The 16,973-nt window shown below is 46.3% G+C and carries 16 protein-coding genes and 4 tRNA genes; 15 read left to right on the top strand and 5 right to left on the bottom strand.

Translation table 11 applies throughout. From position 1 onward, the window contains the following. The 7 genes from IE163_RS05475 to purF form a co-directional block, all read left to right on the top strand. The coding region (locus tag IE163_RS05475) for a FimV/HubP family polar landmark protein (RefSeq protein WP_308430895.1) at positions 1-635 on the top strand (635 nt) is incomplete at its 5' end. Positions 636-734: 99 nt separating this feature from the next. Next, a complete protein-coding gene (gene truA, locus IE163_RS05470; RefSeq protein ID WP_189431055.1) occupies positions 735-1,523 on the top strand; it encodes a tRNA pseudouridine(38-40) synthase TruA in 789 nt (262 codons plus the stop codon). 166 nt (positions 1,524-1,689) lie between these two features. After that, the gene (gene accD / locus IE163_RS05465) at positions 1,690-2,562 is read left to right on the top strand and encodes an acetyl-CoA carboxylase, carboxyltransferase subunit beta (protein ID WP_189431053.1); all 873 of its coding nucleotides are present in this window, start codon (positions 1,690-1,692) and stop codon (positions 2,560-2,562) included. Between the two features lie 6 nt (positions 2,563-2,568). Beyond that, positions 2,569-3,858, top strand: a complete 1,290-nt coding sequence (folC, locus tag IE163_RS05460; RefSeq protein WP_189431051.1) for a bifunctional tetrahydrofolate synthase/dihydrofolate synthase — start codon at positions 2,569-2,571, stop codon at positions 3,856-3,858. Beyond that, positions 3,855-4,505 carry an SPOR domain-containing protein gene (locus IE163_RS05455; protein ID WP_189431049.1) on the top strand — a complete coding sequence of 217 codons (651 nt, stop codon included), beginning with the start codon at positions 3,855-3,857 and terminating at the stop codon, positions 4,503-4,505. Before folC ends, IE163_RS05455 begins: the two co-directional genes overlap by 4 nt. Positions 4,506-4,564: 59 nt before the next feature. Continuing rightward, entirely contained in the window at positions 4,565-5,053 is a 489-nt protein-coding gene (locus IE163_RS05450) for a CvpA family protein (protein ID WP_189431047.1), read from the top strand. A 17-nt stretch (positions 5,054-5,070) separates the two neighbouring features. Next, a complete protein-coding gene (gene purF, locus IE163_RS05445) occupies positions 5,071-6,582 on the top strand; it encodes an amidophosphoribosyltransferase (protein ID WP_189431044.1) in 1,512 nt (503 codons plus the stop codon). Positions 6,583-6,698: 116 nt separating this feature from the next. Here the strand turns inward: purF and IE163_RS05440 are convergent, their stop codons facing one another. Next, entirely contained in the window at positions 6,699-7,298 is a 600-nt protein-coding gene (locus IE163_RS05440; protein WP_189431042.1) for a Yip1 family protein, read from the bottom strand. Between the two features lie 251 nt (positions 7,299-7,549). On the opposite strand from IE163_RS05440, the gene miaE reads away from it, so the two are divergent. Next, entirely contained in the window at positions 7,550-8,323 is a 774-nt protein-coding gene (gene miaE / locus IE163_RS05435; RefSeq protein ID WP_189431039.1) for a tRNA isopentenyl-2-thiomethyl-A-37 hydroxylase MiaE, read from the top strand. Positions 8,324-8,351: 28 nt separating this feature from the next. Here miaE and IE163_RS05430 read toward each other — a convergent pair whose 3' ends face one another. From IE163_RS05430 to IE163_RS05420, 3 genes are all read right to left on the bottom strand, one after another. Further along, the gene (locus IE163_RS05430; protein WP_189431036.1) at positions 8,352-9,284 is read right to left on the bottom strand and encodes a GGDEF domain-containing protein; all 933 of its coding nucleotides are present in this window, start codon (positions 9,282-9,284) and stop codon (positions 8,352-8,354) included. Positions 9,285-9,400: 116 nt separating this feature from the next. Beyond that, positions 9,401-10,156: a UDP-2,3-diacylglucosamine diphosphatase gene (locus IE163_RS05425; protein WP_189431033.1), complete on the bottom strand. Its 756-nt coding sequence runs from the start codon at positions 10,154-10,156 to the stop codon at positions 9,401-9,403. 3 nt (positions 10,157-10,159) lie between these two features. Further along, positions 10,160-10,654 (bottom strand): peptidylprolyl isomerase, encoded by a 495-nt coding sequence (locus tag IE163_RS05420; protein ID WP_189431030.1) that lies wholly within the window; start codon positions 10,652-10,654, stop codon positions 10,160-10,162. Positions 10,655-10,797: 143 nt separating this feature from the next. Between IE163_RS05420 and cysS the strand changes: the two genes are divergently transcribed. Beyond that, positions 10,798-12,177 (top strand): cysteine--tRNA ligase, encoded by a 1,380-nt coding sequence (cysS, locus tag IE163_RS05415; protein ID WP_189431027.1) that lies wholly within the window; start codon positions 10,798-10,800, stop codon positions 12,175-12,177. 105 nt (positions 12,178-12,282) lie between these two features. Here cysS and folD read toward each other — a convergent pair whose 3' ends face one another. Next, on the bottom strand, positions 12,283-13,143 hold the full coding sequence (gene folD / locus IE163_RS05410) for a bifunctional methylenetetrahydrofolate dehydrogenase/methenyltetrahydrofolate cyclohydrolase FolD (RefSeq protein WP_189431024.1): 861 nt from the start codon (positions 13,141-13,143) through the stop codon (positions 12,283-12,285). Positions 13,144-13,342: 199 nt separating this feature from the next. On the opposite strand from folD, the gene IE163_RS05405 reads away from it, so the two are divergent. The 6 genes from IE163_RS05405 to IE163_RS05380 all read left to right on the top strand — a co-directional run bounded on the left by IE163_RS05405 (position 13,343) and on the right by IE163_RS05380 (position 16,834). Continuing rightward, positions 13,343-13,419, top strand: a tRNA-Pro gene (locus IE163_RS05405). Between the two features lie 129 nt (positions 13,420-13,548). Then, positions 13,549-13,625: transfer RNA gene (locus IE163_RS05400), tRNA-Arg, on the top strand. A gap of 26 nt (positions 13,626-13,651) precedes the next feature. After that, positions 13,652-13,727, top strand: a tRNA-His gene (locus IE163_RS05395). A gap of 12 nt (positions 13,728-13,739) precedes the next feature. Continuing rightward, positions 13,740-13,816 (top strand) — tRNA-Pro (locus IE163_RS05390). Between the two features lie 646 nt (positions 13,817-14,462). Beyond that, on the top strand, positions 14,463-15,584 hold the full coding sequence (proB, locus tag IE163_RS05385; protein ID WP_189431022.1) for a glutamate 5-kinase: 1,122 nt from the start codon (positions 14,463-14,465) through the stop codon (positions 15,582-15,584). Next, entirely contained in the window at positions 15,581-16,834 is a 1,254-nt protein-coding gene (locus tag IE163_RS05380) for a glutamate-5-semialdehyde dehydrogenase (RefSeq protein WP_189431019.1), read from the top strand. The genes proB and IE163_RS05380 overlap by 4 nt, the downstream gene beginning before the upstream one ends. Positions 16,835-16,973: the final 139 nt, after the last annotated feature.

Raw genomic sequence — 16,973 nt, 5'->3', positions numbered from 1 at the left:
CAGAAGCAGAAGCAGAAGCAGAAGCAGAAGCAGAAGCAGAAGCAGAAGCAGAAGCAGAAGCAGAAGCAGAAGCAATATTGCAGACAGAGGTTGATTTAGATGAATTAATGCCTACTGCTGAGATGTCGGACAATTCGGACAATTCGGACAATTCGGACAATTCGGACAATTCGGATGAGTTAGATGAGTTAGATGATTTGGATGAAAGTCAGTTTGACGATTTGTTGAACGAACTGGAGGCTATTGCCGTTGATGATTCGCACGATTTTTCAGCTGACTTGGACGCTGAAGAGAGCGTCGAGCTTGAGCTTGCGGATAAGCCGGCAATGTCTGATGCCGATTTTGTGGAAATTGATAATTTGCTGCAAGCGATGGAGCAATCAGAGGCTGACCCGGAACGTTATAATCATCTTAACGTAGATGTCGGCCTGGATGAGTTTGCAGATATTATCGGTGAACACAACAAAATGGATGTGGATCAAGAAGATGCTGGTTTCGCCGGTAAATTGGACTTGATTCGGGCTTATATTGAAATGGACGAGCCAGAAAGTGCCACTTTACTTATTGACGAAATATTGACCTCTGCAGCGCCAGAGCATGTAAAAGAAGAAGCTAGAGTATTAAGACCACAATAATTTAGGATAGTCCTAACCATTTGTAGTCTGTATTTTCAGGTTGTTTGGGGATCTCGGGTTAGCTGCGGTATAATTGTCGCAGTTAATAGAGGGGCAAAGATGCGGATAGCTTTAGGTATTGAGTATGATGGTACGGTTTTTTTCGGCTGGCAGCGGCAGCGCGAAGTAAACAGTGTTCAGCAAGAATTGGAAACGGCGTTGGCCAAGGTTGCCAATCAACCAATAGAGTTGTTCTGCGCTGGGCGTACCGATGCCGGTGTGCATGCTACTGGCCAGGTCGTGCATTTCGACACAACGGCTGAGCGTGATACTAAAGCCTGGGTTATGGGTACTAATGCTCAGCTACCTGATCAAATAGCGGTGCGCTGGGCAAAGGTGGTGCCAGATGATTTTCACGCTCGATTTAGTGCTACAGCCCGCCGTTACCGCTATGTTATTTATAATCATAAGTATCGCCCGGCTATTTTACGCTCGGGATTAAGTCATTACCATCAACCTCTTAATTTGGCTCTGATGCAACAAGCAGCACCAGCCTTGTTGGGTGAGCAAGACTTTAGTGCTTTTCGGGCGATTCAGTGCCAATCGAAAACTCCTTTTCGAAATGTACATCATCTGCGGTTAGAGCGTTTTGCTGATTATCTGGTGCTGGATATTAAAGCCAATGCCTTTTTGCACCATATGGTACGCAATATCACGGGTAGTTTGTTAGAGATAGGTATGGGTCGTCGCCCGCCCGAATGGCTGGCAGAGATACTGGCGAGTAAAAACCGCAATCTAGCCGCGGCAACTGCTAAAGCGGGGGGGTTATATTTAGTTGAAGTAGATTACCCAGAACACTATCAAATTCCTAAAGTGGCATTGGGTCCGTTATTTTTACCTGCTACCTGACATGCTGACTACTCGCGAGTCTATGCACTACTAAGACCAGTTTTCTGTATTCGAGCAGCCTGCATTTGTGTTTTAATAGCCGCATTTTCGCCATTTCGGTGTTTTTAGCGTATTTTATGCTCAAGTAGTGTTAATCTACGGGCAATGACAGAATTAGGAAGCCTTTATGAGTTGGTTAGAAAAGATCCTGCCCAGAACCTCATCGTCTGGTCGTCGTAATATCCCGGAAGGGGTGTGGACTAAATGTACCTCTTGTGACGCTGTATTATACAAGGCAGATTTAGATCGCAATCTGGGGGTTTGTCCCAAGTGTGATCATCATATGCGGGTTTCTGCACGCAGTCGTTTACAAAATTTCTTTGATACTGGTTCAACAAAAGAATTGGCTGCAGAGTTAGAACCACAGGACTTATTAAAGTTTAAAGATAGCAAGCGCTATAAAGATCGCCTGGTTGCAGCGCAAAAAGACACCAATGAAAAAGATGCCATGGTCGTTATGCACGGTACCTTGCATGGTATGCCTGTGGTAGCAGCTTCTTTTGAGTTTGAGTTTATGGGTGGGTCTATGGCATCGGTAGTCGGTGCGAAATTTGTGGCTGGTGTAGAATATGCGCTTGCCAACAAAATACCGTTCGTTTGCTTTTCTGCCAGTGGTGGTGCGCGGATGCAAGAGGCGCTGTTTTCGTTAATGCAAATGGCAAAAACCAGTGCGGCGCTAGCTAAAATGAGCGAGCAGGGATTACCCTATATCTCAGTTCTAACGGATCCTACCATGGGTGGGGTTTCGGCGAGTTTGGCAATGCTTGGTGATGTTAATATTGGTGAGCCCAAAGCATTAATTGGCTTCGCCGGACCACGTGTTATTGAGCAAACCGTGCGGGAAAAACTGCCAGAGGGTTTTCAGCGTAGTGAATTTTTATTGGAACACGGCGCTATCGATATGATAGTTGACCGGCGCGAAATGCGCGATACAATTGCGCGACTCGTTGCTAAATTTATGCGATTGCCAACGCCGGTGGCGGAGAGTAGCGCATCCTAAGGATTTATGTCTGTTCAACATTTGAATAGCCAATCGTGCCAGACGCTGGCCGATTGGCTTTGTTATATAGAGCAAAGCCATCCGATTGACAAAATCGAGTTGGGACTAGAGCGGGTGCAGCAGGTCGCGGCACGCGGAGCCTTAGCCAGTTTACCTGGCAAGGTAGTGCTTATTGCAGGAACCAATGGTAAAGGCACGACAGCACGTACGCTGGAACAACTATTGCTGGCGCAAGGTCATAGCGTTGGGGTTTATAGTTCACCGCATTTATTACATTTCAATGAGCGACTGCGTATTAATAATCAGGATGTTGCTGATGATGACTGGCTGGCGGCTTTTGCGTTGGTAGAGTCGTTACGGCAGACCACCCCGCTTACCTATTTTGAATTTACTACCTTAGTCGCCTTTGCTATTTTGCGGCAAATGCAACCAGAGTATTGTCTGATTGAAGTTGGTTTAGGTGGGCGTTTAGACGCTACCAACATTATTGAACCAGATATTAGTGTTATCACCACCATTGGTTTAGATCATCAAGATTGGCTTGGTAATGATAGGGAAAGTATCGGTAGAGAAAAAGCTGGAGTATTTCGTGCTGCCAAGGTGGCGATTTCTGGTGAATTAGCACCGCCAGCCAGTATTGCAGCGGTGGCTTTGCACAAAGGGGCTGAATTATTACAACTGGGCCAGCATTTTAATTATCAGGCAACCGAGCAGGAATGGCACTGGCAAGGTATAAGTCAGCAGTATCGCCATCTTATGTTACCTTGGGTGCCGGTACAAAACGTCGCCACTAGTTTAGCAGTACTTGAACAGTTGCATAAGTTGCCAGCTTTCGCTCAGTTACAAGAAAGTCTGCAACAGTTAAAGTTACCTGGCCGGATGCAGTTATTGCAGCAAACACCGGATATTATGGTGGATGTCGCCCATAACCCCCAGTCAGCAGCTTATTTGGCTAGCCAGTTACAGCGAATAAAACCAGGTTACAGCAAGGTTCTGGCTTTAGTTGGGATGTTAAAAGATAAGGATATTACGCACTCTTTATCACCCTTGACGAATTACGTTGATGAATGGCATCTTGTCAGTTTACCGGGAACCCGCGGCGCTGACAGTGGTCTGTTAGTTCAGGCCTTGCAAAATACTGATGTGAAATTGGCAGAGGCAGCGCTGCAGTATGCGACTATACAGGAAGCCTATCCGGCTATTGTAAAGGCACTTAAAGCAGATGAACTTTTGGTAATCTTTGGATCTTTCGTCACCGTGTCAGCGGTATTGACGCTGCAGCAGGAGGGGCAATGACGGCTAAGTTTAAACATCGGCTTTTAGGAACCAGTATTTTAGTACTGGCGGGGATTATTTTTTTACCTGACTTGTTAGATGGTGAGAAGCAGATTGTTAAAGATGATTTTAAAGTCATTCCCGATAGGCCAGAATTTCAAGGTGTGCAAGAGCTTGTCCCTTTTGACGATGCCGAATTTGCTGCTCGGGCGCAGCAAGTGGCTGAGCAGCTGGTCAATGATGAAAAAACATTAGATGAGCAATCCGCCGTAGCACAAACTGAGACGTTACCCTCGCAGCAATATGCGCAGGTTACTGTCGAAAGTCCAACCCAAGCACGCACTGAGGTAGCTACAACCCAAACTAGTTCTGCGGCAGCAGCGGTTAGCAACAATGCTACGGGCCTTAGTCAGGCAGCGTGGGTAGTGCGTGTTGGCAGTTTCAGTAATCAGCAAAATGCCAATGCGCTGGTGGCGAAGTTGCGACAGGCCGGTTTCACTACCTTTACCCGGAATATTACTAATAGTGCGGGCCAATCTTTAACCAGTGTTTTTGTTGGGCCAGAGCTAAGGCGTGAGCGTTTGGAGCAAGGTTTGCCGAAGTTACAGCAATTGACCGGTGTAGAGCGGTTAATGATTAGTAATTATCAACCAACCGAAAATAATTAGCTATTTACCTTGGCAATTTGATAGAATGCGCCCCGTCATTAAGCATCCTTTGGTAGCAAATGAGTTGGGTTGATATCGTCATTTTGGCCATCATAGCGCTATCCGCTGTGATTAGCTTGGTCCGGGGCTTCGTTAAAGAGGCCATATCGTTGACCGTCTGGATCGCGGCGTTTTTCATCGCCAGCTCTTACTATCCTCATCTCGCTAGTTTTTTCACGCAAATTTCTGAGCCAACGCTTCGTAATGCCTCCGCTATCGCTATTCTATTTATCTGTGCGCTTATTGTCGGCGCATTGATCAACTATGTGGTTGGAAAACTTGTGCAATCTACCGGATTATCAGGTACAGACAGAGTTCTGGGTTTAGTATTCGGCGCCTTACGTGGTGTGTTGGTTGTTAGCGCTGTCCTATTTTTTATTGATGCTTTTACTCCGGCTGCGTCGGCCGACTGGTGGAGCCAGTCGCGTTTGATCCCGGAATTCGGTTTTATCATCGAATGGTTCTTTGAGTATTTACAGAGCCATTCCAGTTTTATGCAAAAGCCATAGCCGGCGAGGATTAATCAATGTGTGGTATTGTTGGTATCGTAGGTAAGTCTCCCGTAAATCAGGCACTGTATGACGGTCTGACTGTGTTACAGCACCGCGGGCAGGATGCTGCCGGTATCGTTACGGTTGATAATAATACCTTGCGCTTGCGCAAGGCCAATGGTCTGGTTAAAGATGTGTTTGAAACCCGACATATGCAACGCCTGGCAGGTAATATCGGTATCGGCCATGTGCGTTACCCTACGGCAGGCTCTTCCAGTACGGCTGAGGCACAGCCTTTTTATGTTAATAGCCCTTTCGGGATCGCGTTGGCGCATAATGGTAACCTGACCAATGCCCATGAACTGAAAGACGAAATCTTCCGCCTTGCCCGTCGTCATGTTAATACCACTTCTGATTCGGAAGTGTTATTAAATGTGTTGGCGCATGAGCTGGCATTGCAGCCAAATATGCATTTACAGCCTGAGCAAATTTTTAAGGCGATTGCTAGTGTACACCGCAAAGTGCGCGGCGGTTACGCTGCAGTTGCTTTGATTATTGGTCATGGCTTAATTGCCTTTCGTGATCCTAATGGTATTCGCCCTTTAGTGATGGGCAAACGGGAAACTGCTGCAGGTACTGAGTATATGGTAGCTTCTGAGAGTGTGGCTTTAGATGCAGATGGCTTTACCGTACTACGGGATGTTTCTCCGGGTGAGGTCGTTTATATTACCGAGCAAGGCGAGTTACACAGCCACCAGTGCGCAGAAAACCCAAGTTACACACCCTGTATTTTCGAATATGTCTACTTCGCAAGACCAGACTCCACCATTGATAATATTTCGGTTTATGCATCACGAGTAGCGATGGGCACCTATTTGGGTGAGAAAATCAAACGTGAGTGGTCACATCTGGATATTGATGTCGTTATTCCTATTCCTGAAACCAGTAATGACGCGGCGCTGGAAATTGCTAATGTGCTGGGTTTACCTTACCGGCAGGGTTTTGTAAAAAATCGTTATATCGGTCGCACCTTTATTATGCCGGGACAAACCCAGCGCAAAAAATCGGTAAAGCGCAAGCTCAATGCGATTTGGCAAGAGTTTAAAGGTAAAAACGTGCTGTTGGTTGATGATTCGATAGTACGTGGTACCACTTCAGGGCAAATTATTGAGATGGCACGAGAAGCTGGCGCTAAGAAAGTATACTTTGCCTCGGCAGCGCCGGAGATCCGTTTCCCTAATGTTTACGGTATTGATATGCCGTCAGCAACTGAACTCATTGCGCATGGTCACGATGTTGACAGTATCTGTCAAATTATTGGTGCTGATGGTCTAATTTTCCAATCGTTACCCGATTTGATTGCGGCTGTCCGCACTGAAAATCAGGAAATAAGCCGCTTCGAAACCTCGGTGTTTGATGGCTATTATGTGACTAACGACATTGATCAGGACTATTTAAACCGGTTAGATCAAATGCGTAGTGATGATGCTAAAGTTGCCTCTGTGATGGCGATGGCTGCAAATTTAGAAACGTACAACGAAGGCTAAGTTTCTAACATCATTACGAAGACCAATAAAAAACGGCTGCTACTGCAGCCGTTTTGCTACCTTGTCTTACTTTTTTATATTAATACGTTTGTTACTAAAGGCGTTGCTGGCAATACTTAATGGGTAAATGCCGGGCCGTAACCGGAACTCCAAAAAATGGCGGTTGCAGCCAATACTGTCACCAACAAAATCAAACCACATGTGACTACTGAGCTGGCGTAAATAAAACCGCGCTCTTCTGGAATATGCATCAGAATAGGCACGCCAACATACAATAAGTAGACCGAGTATGCTAAGCCAGCCAAACCAACCATCATCACAAACCATAACTCAGGATACAGCGCCGCGAAGCCGACCATAAAGAGTGGGGTAGAGGTATAGGAAGCCAGCTCTAATGTTTGGGTATAGGTTGGTTCAGCGCCAAAGGTATGTGCCATCCAGTGAGCTAACAAGCCTAACGCAAAAACGCCGGCAATTAATGCAATATACATAGCAACAGACAGCATCATCGCGCTATTGGCGGTTAAATAAATTTTTTCGCCTACACCAATACTCCAGCCTAAATAAACGGCAGAGTAATAAGCGCAAATGGAAGGTATTAACGCCACTAATAAAATGTGGATCATGCTGTATCGAAAACTTTCGTGCCTGGCATCTATGCTATGCCACTCTTCTTTCGGGTGGGCATATAAGCCCCATAAATGGTTTAGTATCATAATTATTATCCTTATTACTGCACTACTGCGCCCTTGTCCGGGTCATTATACTTTTTGCCCGTACTACAGTTATGGTTGATGTCAGGCTATTCGTCAAGCATATTGTGTAAAATTTAAACTAATGTGCGATAAAACAGCCGGTTAGATAAATAGCCTCGGACACTTGCTTAGCTTGCGGTAGCGGCAGCAGACTAGAGCTAAAAAGGCATCTGGGGTACAATACAGGCCGCATTCAACGAGTAAATGAGCTTATGTTATCCAACGAATATCAGCTACTTTTAGCACCCATTAAGCAATTTTTGCATTGCGAAACGCCAGACAGCTGGTTGGCGGCAGCGCAGCAACCACAAAATTTAGCGATATTGCTTACCGATCATCTGATCTGTGAGTTAAAAGCGGCGCAATCGGCGATGTATTTGATTAGACGGTATGCTGTGGATGAACAAAGCGGTGAAGCCCTGCTGCAATGGCTTAAGCCATACGAAGACTTTACTTATCGTCAGCAAGGTGATTGGCGGGCACTGGCCGAGATTAAGTTGAAGAAGTCGATGATCCCGAAGGCAGACTCCGGTTTTGGGCAGGAGTTGATTGATAAAATGGTGCTGTTAATCAAAGAAGAGTTGCATCATTTTTATCAGGTGCTGGAGGTGATGCAACAGTATGGTGTGGCTTATGAAAAGATTACGTCCAGCCGTTATGCCAAAGGCTTGTTACGCCATGTAAGTACTTTTGAACCCAATGCATTGACTGATAAGTTGATTTGCGGTGCCTATATTGAGGCTCGCTCTTGTGAGCGCTTTGCCAGGTTGGCACCACTGTTGCCTGCAGATATTGGTGCTTTTTACGTGTCGTTGTTGCGCTCAGAAGCCCGGCATTATCAAGATTACCTGCAATTAGCTGAGCAAATTGCCGGCAATACGATTAGTGAGCGTGTGGCATTTTTTGGCAAAGTAGAAGCAGAGCTGATTAGCTCCGATGATACAGATTTTAAATTTCATAGTGGTGCTTATGTTGCGGCCAGCTAATTGCATCCGCAAATACGGCTTACCGAACTTAAAACGCAAAGCATGGTACCGCCATGACAACTTGATTACGACCAGCATGCTTCGCTTTATATAACGCGCTGTCAGCCTCTGCGTAAAGTTGCTCGAAACTCATACATGTCCCGGTTGCAACACCAATAGAGATAGTGACGGGCAATGCTAATCCGCTCAACACAAAAGGTTCTGCGGCTATTAGCTGCCGGAGCCTTTCAGCGACCTCTGCTGCGGTTGTTCGATCTGTTTCCGCTAAGAAAACACCAAACTCCTCGCCGCCAATTCGGCCAAAAATATCATACTCACGCAGTGTGCTGCTGATGCGCCTTGCTACTTGTTGTAACACCGCGTCGCCGGCCTGATGGCCATGGTTGTCATTGACGCTTTTAAAGTAGTCTATATCTAATAACAATAGTGCGACTTTAAAGTTTGAGCGTTCACAGCGACTCAGTTCTGATTGTACTGACGCTACAAAGCTTCTACGGTTCGCGATACGGGTGAGTTCATCGGTGAGTGCCAGGTTGGTTAGGCTGCGAGTGCGCTCACTTAAATGTTGCTCGAGTATTTTCTGTTTGGTGATATCTTTAGTTTGTAGCAGCAGCTCACCAGTTGGCAGCAACTGCTCAGAGAATAAAAACCAGCGGCCATCCACCAGATCGACTTCAAATAGGCGAAAATCTCTGCTACGCCGCTCTTTTGCTGCAAGTACCAGCCATTGTTCGATATCATCGGTATCAATTTTTGGTCCGGTTTTTTCAGTAAATGCCAGTCGGATAATTTCGGTGAAGTTTAAGCCAATCATATTATTGACGGTCTGATTAAAAGTGCCCAGAAAGGCATTGTTAGCACAAATCAAAATGTCATCGGCAGAAAAAATGGCATAGCCATCTTTACTTTGGTTGGCAAAGTCGGCGAGTAACTTAGCGTAATGGTGAAATGAATTTATCATAAGACCTATGCTCAATCTTCAGCATGGTAAGTCTAGTATAGTTTCGCACACTGTTGCGTTTAAAATTGAGAAATGTTGCCAACTTTCCAGATAGCGCTAAGCAACCAGGTTGTGTCTTATTGTGATGCAGGCTCGGTGGGCAAAGGCTGAAAAAACAGCTGCCATGCTGCTGCAGAGACTTTTAAATAACTGCTTTGGGTATACCAATCGCCTAAAACATAGCGCTTAGCTGCCAGGCCATTTACTGTTAGTTCATGCACAGCCGGTCTGTGGGTATGACCATGGATTAAATGCTGCACGCCGTATTGTGCCATGACTCGAGGTACTTCCTCAGGCGTGACATCCATAATGCTGGCACTGCCGCTAGCCTGATAACTGGCTTTCGCTTGCGCGCTTTTACGCCGCGCCTTAGCTGCCAGATGCTGTCGATACCACAGCGGTAAAGAGAGCATCAAAGATTGCCACCAGGGTTGATCCCACCAGCGCCGGAATTTTTGATACTTAATATCAAGAGTACACAGGCTATCACCATGCATAATCAGGGTAGGCGTGCCGTATAGGTCAATAACCTGATGCGGTGGCAACAACGTCATACCAGCGCGCTTGGCATAGGCTTGCTTTAATAAAAAATCGCGATTGCCGTGGATAAAGTAGACAGGTATATGTTCGCTCAGCTGTTTTATGGCTTGAGCAAGGGTAGCCAACAAGGGTTCTGGATTGTCGTCGCCAATCCAGACTTCAAATAAATCGCCCAGAATATATAGGGCATCTGCAGCAGGCGCTTGCTGCTGCAAAAAGGCTAAAAAGGCCTGCGTAATATCAGGCCTTTGCGCCGACAAATGTAAGTCAGCAATAAATAGCGTATAAGGCATTACTTAGTCGTTTAACTCAGCACGCTCGATCACTACCGGATCTACTGGAACGTCACTATGTCCAGCGAAACGGCCAGTACGTACGGCCTTGATTTTATCAATCACATCCATGCCTTCAGCTACTTCACCAAATACACAATAACCCCAACCTTGTGAATTCTCGGCAGTAAAATTCAGGAAGCTATTGTCGGCCACATTAATAAAAAACTGGCAAGTTGCCGAATGTGGATCGCTGGTACGCGCCATGGCGATAGTGCCTTTGCGGTTAGCAACCTTATTGTTAGCTTCGTTTTTGATGGTAGCTTTGGTTTCTTTCTGATCCATATCAGGGGTAAAACCACCGCCCTGGATCATAAAGCCATCAATCACCCGATGAAAAATGGTGTTGTCATAAAAGCCGTCTTTTACATAGCTAATAAAATTAGCCACAGTAACAGGTGCCTTGTCGGCAAACAGATTTAATTTAATAACGCCGTAGTTGGTGTGTAACGTGACCATGGTTTGTATCCTTGTAATTGCAAGGCAGCTATTCTAGCGCACTGTTGGCAAATCATAAAGCAAGGATAGCGGCAGTGCGCTGCCGGTGATAAACTAGTTGGCTAAATGCTGTGTTAGCAACTTAAAGTTTGTCAGAGGACATAATGTTACAGATATACAATACCTTAAACCGCCAAAAAGAAGTGTTTACGCCTATCGTTCCGGGTAAAGTCGGCTTGTATGTCTGTGGTATCACCATTTATGACCATTGTCATGTGGGGCACGCCCGTACTTATGTGGCTTTTGATATCATTAATCGTTATTTACGCTTTAGCGGTTTCGATGTGACCTATGTGCGTAACATTACCGATGTTGATGACAAAATCATCAAACGTGCAGCTGAGAATAATGAAAGTTGTGATGCGTTAACGGCGCGTTTTACCGAAGCGATGCATGCTGATTTTAATGCCTTAGGCTTGTTACCGGCTGATATTGAGCCGCGGGTAACCACTCACATGGCCGAAATCATAACGCTGATCCAAACCTTACTTGAGAAAGGTTATGCCTATCAAGCGGCAGATGGTGATGTGTTGTTTGATGTAAGCAAATATGAAGCTTATGGCGCGCTAAGCCAGCAGAATTTAGAGATGTTGCAATCGGGCGCGCGGGTTGAAGTGGCCGATAACAAAGATGACCCACTGGATTTTGTGCTTTGGAAAACGGCTAAACCCGGTGAACCGTTCTGGGCATCGCCTTGGGGCAACGGCCGTCCGGGTTGGCATATTGAATGTTCTGCCATGAGTGCCAAACACTTAGGTGAGCATTTTGATATTCACGGTGGCGGTTCTGATTTACAGTTCCCACACCATGAAAATGAAATTGCTCAGTCTACCTGTGCGCATGGTCATAAATACGTAAACACCTGGATCCATACCGGTATGGTGCAGGTGGATAAAGAGAAAATGTCTAAGTCGTTAGGCAACTTCTTTACGGTGAAAGATGTACTGGCTGAGTACAATGCTGAAGCCGTGCGCTATTTCTTGTTATCCAGCCACTATCGCAGCCAGCTCAATTACTCTAAAGAAAACTTAGAGCAAGCGCATGCTGCCTTAGGGCGCTTATACACAGCACTGCGTAATGTGACGCCAAGCCACAGTATCGATTTAAATAGCCCTTATATTGTTCGTTTTAAAGCAGCCATGGATGATGACTTTAATACCCCGGAAGCACTACCGGTGTTATTTGAGTTAGCACGGGAAGTGAATCGCTTTAAAGAAACCGAACCGGCAAAAGCAGCAGAGCTGGCAGGGTTATTGAGTTTGCTAGCGGGTGTGTTGGGCTTGCTACAAGGCGATGCAGAAAGCTTTTTACAAAGTGGCGCATCGGTTGATGATGTAGCAGAAATTGAAGCCTTGATTGCTAAGCGTAACGCCGCCCGTGCTGCCAAAGATTGGCCGGCCGCGGATGCTGCCAGAGCAGAACTTACCGCTAAAGGCATTATTGTCGAAGATAAAAATGGCGTTACCAGCTGGCGTAAAGCATAAGGGTGTAAGCAAAAAATAAAACCGCCGCCAGGCGGTTTTATTTAAGAGAGGCTAATGTTAGCGTTGCGCAGACCTGAGCAGGGCTGATTTACAGTAGCCCTTAATTTACTTACTGTCGTGATACAGCTCGCAGGCTTCCAAGGTGTTTTCAATTAAGCTGGCAACAGTCATCGGGCCGACACCACCAGGTACCGGTGTAATATAGCGGGCATGTTTTACGGCGTTGGCATAGTCGACATCGCCGACCAATTTGCCGCTATCTAAACGATTTATACCCACATCAACCACTAAGGCTCCCGGCTTTACCCAATCACCCGGAATAAACTCAGGTCGACCTACGGCCACCACTAATAAATCGGCACGGCGCACTTGCTGTTCTAAGTTTTTGGTAAACTTATGGCACACAGTAGTCGTGCAACCGGCGAGTAATAATTCAAGCGCCATGGGGCGGCCAACGATATTAGAGGCACCGACGACGACAGCATCCATCCCTTTTACGCTGACGCCAGTGCTTTGCAATAAGGTCATAATGCCCTTAGGTGTGCAAGGACGCAGTGCAGGCATGCGCTGTGCCAAACGGCCTATATTGTAAGGGTGGAAGCCGTCGACATCTTTATGCGGGTGAATGCGTTCTAAAATAGCCGAGGCATCTAAGCCGGCAGGTAAGGGCAGTTGGATCAGAATGCCGTCTACGGTGTTATCAGCATTGAGCTTATCGATCAGATCCAGTAATTGTTCCTGGCGGGTATCGGCAGGTAAATCATAAGACACCGAATGAAAACCCACTTCTTCACAGGCTTTGCGTTTACTGCCCACATAAACTTGTGAGGCGGCATCTAAACCAACTAACACAACAGCTAACCCGGGGGCGCGTTTTCCGGCGGCAATTCTTGCCCGAACCTGTGCTGCAACTTTGTCTTTCGTTGCCTGAGCAACGGCTTTGCCATCAATTATTTGTGCTGTCATGCCTGCTGATTTCCCGCGAAGTAAAAAGGCCAATATTTTCGCACAGCTGTCGAAATAACGCCATCTTCAGTGGCAGAACTGCTGGATTAGTTACTTTAGGTTCAAATAATAGCCAATCAGTGCGAATTACAAAAAAAAGGTTTGACGGTATGCATGGCGAGCGTTAATATTCCGCCCCGTTGCAGCAGTGCAACGAAGTCGGTGATTGGCGCAGCTTGGTAGCGCACTTGGTTTGGGTCCAAGGGGTCGCAGGTTCAAATCCTGCATCACCGACCAATTTAAAAACAGTTTGGTAGCGCACTTGGTTTGGGTGCTTTTGATCTAACGGGTCACAGGTTCAAATCCTGCATCATCGAACAGTTTTAAAAGCAACATATTTCCAACCCTGTTAGGCGTTTGACGTGTGCGCCCGTAGCTCAGTTGGATAGAGCAACGGCCTTCTAAGCCGTGGGTCATAGGTTCGAATCCTATCGGGCGCGCCATTTAGGCGTAAAAGTTTTAAATTGTGGTGGTTGTAGCTCAGTTGGTAGAGCCCCGGATTGTGATTCCGGTTGTCGTGGGTTCGAACCCCATCATCCACCCCATCCCCCTTTGTTCGGTGATTGGCGCAGCTTGGTAGCGCACTTGGTTTGGGTCCAAGGGGTCGCAGGTTCAAATCCTGCATCACCGACCATTCTCCCAAAGTTAGACTTCACGTAGACATACACATTTAGCACACTTCGTTTGGGTACTTTTACTCTAACGCGTCGCAGGTTCAAATCCTGCATTATTGATTTATCTCCTAAACGTTTCAATTCAGATGTTTTAAACCTTATTTAAACCTTATTCTGCTGTATTTTGAAAAATTTTCAGATTCTGGATTAGTGCATCCGGCGGCTTAGCGCGCCGTACAACTTTGTCGGGGCACGTTGTGAATACCTCCTTGGGGGGGCACGGCGGCCTGGTGTGCATTATCGGCTGCAAGCAGCCTAGCGGACCTATCACGCTAAACTAGTTAAGCAAGCATTTCCATAATAGCAGCAGGAAGCTCTGTTATAACGACTATTCATCAAAATGATACCTGATTATTGACCCAATTCCATTCACGCCTGAAAATCATAACGAAATCTCGTCTAAAACTGTAATTTTATTACAGTTTATCGCAGGTTGGCTTGCCTGCAAAACACACTAATAACATGGGTGAAATGTTTAATATCATGAATAATAATGCTTATTTTCTTTAGTGGCTCGACATTGGGTCAGCTCGGAAATGGTAAGTCGGGTGGTGCCGGGTTACATATTTTGTTAGTATAGTCCCAAGTCCACACATTGGAGGAGTTATGCTAAACCCATCCTGGCGTAGGGTCGTACTGAAAGTCGGCAGTGCCCTAATAGCGCCAGACAATGAAGGATGCAGTGAAAGATATTTGCGTCCCATTGCCGAATTTATCCGCGAATGTCGTCTTCTTGGCCGGGAAGTGATCCTGGTTTCCTCAGGCAGTGTTGCTGCTGGCCGTCATCATTTTAATTTTCAACATCATCGGGTGCCATTGGCATTAAAACGGGCTATGGCTGCGGTTGGTCAAAATGAAATGATGAATTTCTGGAGCCGCTGTTTCGATTTTCCCTGTGCCCAAGTGTTACTGACGCACGGCGATCTGAGTGATCGGGTCAGACATGTCAATGTACAAAATACCTTGCGCCGATTACTTGATCATGGCGTCTTACCTATTGTTAATGAAAACGACACCATCGCAACTGAAGAATTGAAAGTTGGGGATAATGACAACTTGGCCGCTATGGTCGCGACAGTATGTCATGCCGACGCTTTGATAATTTGTTCAGATGTAAATGGTCTTTACACCGCAGATCCCAATAAAGATCCGAGCGCAAAGTTGATTCCTGAAGTGAAAAAAATTAGTCAGGAAATTTTTGCCTTAGCGGGGGGCTCGGCTTCTGCCGTGGGTACTGGCGGTATGCGTACCAAAATAGAAGCAGCAGAAAAAGCGACCACACAAGGTGTAGACACCTTAATCGCCGATGGGCATCAGCCTGAAACTTTTCAGTGTCTTTTAGCGGGCAAGAATCCGGGTACTATTTTTTATGCCCAAAAAAATCCGTTACCGGCTAAAAAACATTGGGTTAGGCATACCTTGCGTGCCAAAGGTGAAATTTGGGTCGATGACGGCTGCGTTAATGCCTTATGCCAGCATGGCGCCTCTTTATTAAGCAGTGGTATAGTAGAGATCAGAGGCGAGTTTGAGTCGGGTGATGCAGTAATAGTGCGCTGCTCGGTTGGCAAGCGTTCTATTGCCAAAGGTGTTAGCCGCTTTAGCGCGAGCGAGTTGTTTTCAATAAAAGGGCAACAAAGCCAGCATATTGAGCGTTGCCTCGGATATTGCCCAAACGGCAGTAATGCGGTGATCCATCGCAGTGAAATGATGTTACTGGAGAGAATATGACTACCGATGTCGCGGCCACTTTAGCCGCAGAAGCTGCCGCAGCTGCCAAAGCGGTTGCAGTATTAAGTACAGAACAAAAAAATACCGTGTTACAAGCCTTTGCTGATAAAATTCGGCATGCTACTGCGGCTATATTGACAGAAAACCGGGCTGAGGTAGCAGAAGCTGAAGCTAATGGTACCAGCGCGGCTATGTTAGATAGGTTAACACTCACCCCTGAGCGTATTGAAGCCATGGCTAGCGCCATAGAACAAATTATTCGTCTAAAAGATCCTGTTGGCCAAACCCGCCAGATAGAGCAGCGTCCGAATGCTATCAATATCGCTAAGCGGCGAATTCCGCTTGGGGTGATTTGTATGATTTATGAGGCGCGGCCAAATGTTACTGCCGATGCCGGTGCTTTGTGCTTTAAATCAGGTAATGCGGTCATTTTGCGGTGTGGCCGTGAAGCGATAAAGACCAGTTTAGCTATTGCTGCTGCTATGCGCCAAGCCTTGGCTGAGCATAAATTACCCGCAGCAGTGATTAGTATAGTGCCTGATCCGGATCGTAACTTGTTGTTATCGCTGTTAAAGCAAGATCAGTTTATTGATTTAGTGATCCCACGTGGTGGCGAAGGGCTGATTCGCTTTGTTACTGAGCATAGCCGGATCCCGGTTATTCAACATTTTAAAGGTGTCTGCCATTTATTTGTTGATCAAAGTGCTGATTTAGCGATGGCTTTAAACTTATTACTCAATGGTAAAGTGCAGCGCCCTGGTGTTTGTAATGCATTGGAAGCTTTATTGGTGCATCAGGCTATTGCGGCCGACTTTCTGCCAATGGCTGCCAAGGCGTTGGCGGAGCATCAGGTTAAAGTGCATGCTTGTGCTGACAGTATCAACTACTTTGCCGGTGCTTCTCCTATTACCACAGATGAATTTGGTCAAGAATATTTGGCGCCGGAAATTGCCGTTAGGGTCGTAGCTGATCTAGACGGTGCCATAGCTCATATTGACCGTTTTGGTAGTCAGCATACTGAAGTCATTTGCACTGCAGATCAGGCAAATGCCGATCGTTTTATTGCCACAGTAGACACTGCAGTGGTCATGCATAATGCCTCGTCGCGTTTTTCAGACGGGGGGGAGCTTGGTTTAGGTGCAGAAATTGGTATTTCCACCAGTAAGTTACATGCCTATGGCCCTATGGGATTAGAAGCCTTGACTACGGAAAAGTATGTGGTAACCGGAGTGGGGCAAGTTCGACAATAAATCGCAACTTTTTTAGATCTGAACAGGCTTTTACCGCGAGTGGAAGCCTGTTTTTTTGTTTGTTGACAACAAGTTAAAAGTATCAAACTGGGCATTAAATCTGGGGCTCGACTAGCGGGTTATAGCCCGCTATAATGCC

Source organism: Alishewanella longhuensis (genome assembly GCF_014653435.1).
Lineage (GTDB): Bacteria > Pseudomonadota > Gammaproteobacteria > Enterobacterales > Alteromonadaceae > Alishewanella > Alishewanella longhuensis.
This window is presented reverse-complemented; position numbering and strand designations above follow the sequence as displayed.

Bases quoted from the DNA above. Each gene is read 5' to 3' on its own strand.
- IE163_RS05450 (WP_189431047.1), top strand. From the start codon at position 4,565: ATGAGTTGGGTTGATATCGTCATTTTGGCCATCATAGCGCTATCCGCT.
- IE163_RS05440 (WP_189431042.1), bottom strand. From the start codon at position 7,298: ATGATACTAAACCATTTATGGGGCTTATATGCCCACCCGAAAGAAGAG.
- IE163_RS05420 (WP_189431030.1), bottom strand. From the start codon at position 10,654: ATGGTCACGTTACACACCAACTACGGCGTTATTAAATTAAATCTGTTT.
- folC (WP_189431051.1), top strand. From the start codon at position 2,569: ATGTCTGTTCAACATTTGAATAGCCAATCGTGCCAGACGCTGGCCGAT.
- IE163_RS05430 (WP_189431036.1), bottom strand. From the start codon at position 9,284: ATGATAAATTCATTTCACCATTACGCTAAGTTACTCGCCGACTTTGCC.
- accD (WP_189431053.1), top strand. From the start codon at position 1,690: ATGAGTTGGTTAGAAAAGATCCTGCCCAGAACCTCATCGTCTGGTCGT.
- IE163_RS05425 (WP_189431033.1), bottom strand. From the start codon at position 10,156: ATGCCTTATACGCTATTTATTGCTGACTTACATTTGTCGGCGCAAAGG.
- proB (WP_189431022.1), top strand. From the start codon at position 14,463: ATGCTAAACCCATCCTGGCGTAGGGTCGTACTGAAAGTCGGCAGTGCC.
- miaE (WP_189431039.1), top strand. From the start codon at position 7,550: ATGTTATCCAACGAATATCAGCTACTTTTAGCACCCATTAAGCAATTT.
- IE163_RS05455 (WP_189431049.1), top strand. From the start codon at position 3,855: ATGACGGCTAAGTTTAAACATCGGCTTTTAGGAACCAGTATTTTAGTA.
- cysS (WP_189431027.1), top strand. From the start codon at position 10,798: ATGTTACAGATATACAATACCTTAAACCGCCAAAAAGAAGTGTTTACG.
- folD (WP_189431024.1), bottom strand. From the start codon at position 13,143: ATGACAGCACAAATAATTGATGGCAAAGCCGTTGCTCAGGCAACGAAA.
- IE163_RS05380 (WP_189431019.1), top strand. From the start codon at position 15,581: ATGACTACCGATGTCGCGGCCACTTTAGCCGCAGAAGCTGCCGCAGCT.
- truA (WP_189431055.1), top strand. From the start codon at position 735: ATGCGGATAGCTTTAGGTATTGAGTATGATGGTACGGTTTTTTTCGGC.
- purF (WP_189431044.1), top strand. From the start codon at position 5,071: ATGTGTGGTATTGTTGGTATCGTAGGTAAGTCTCCCGTAAATCAGGCA.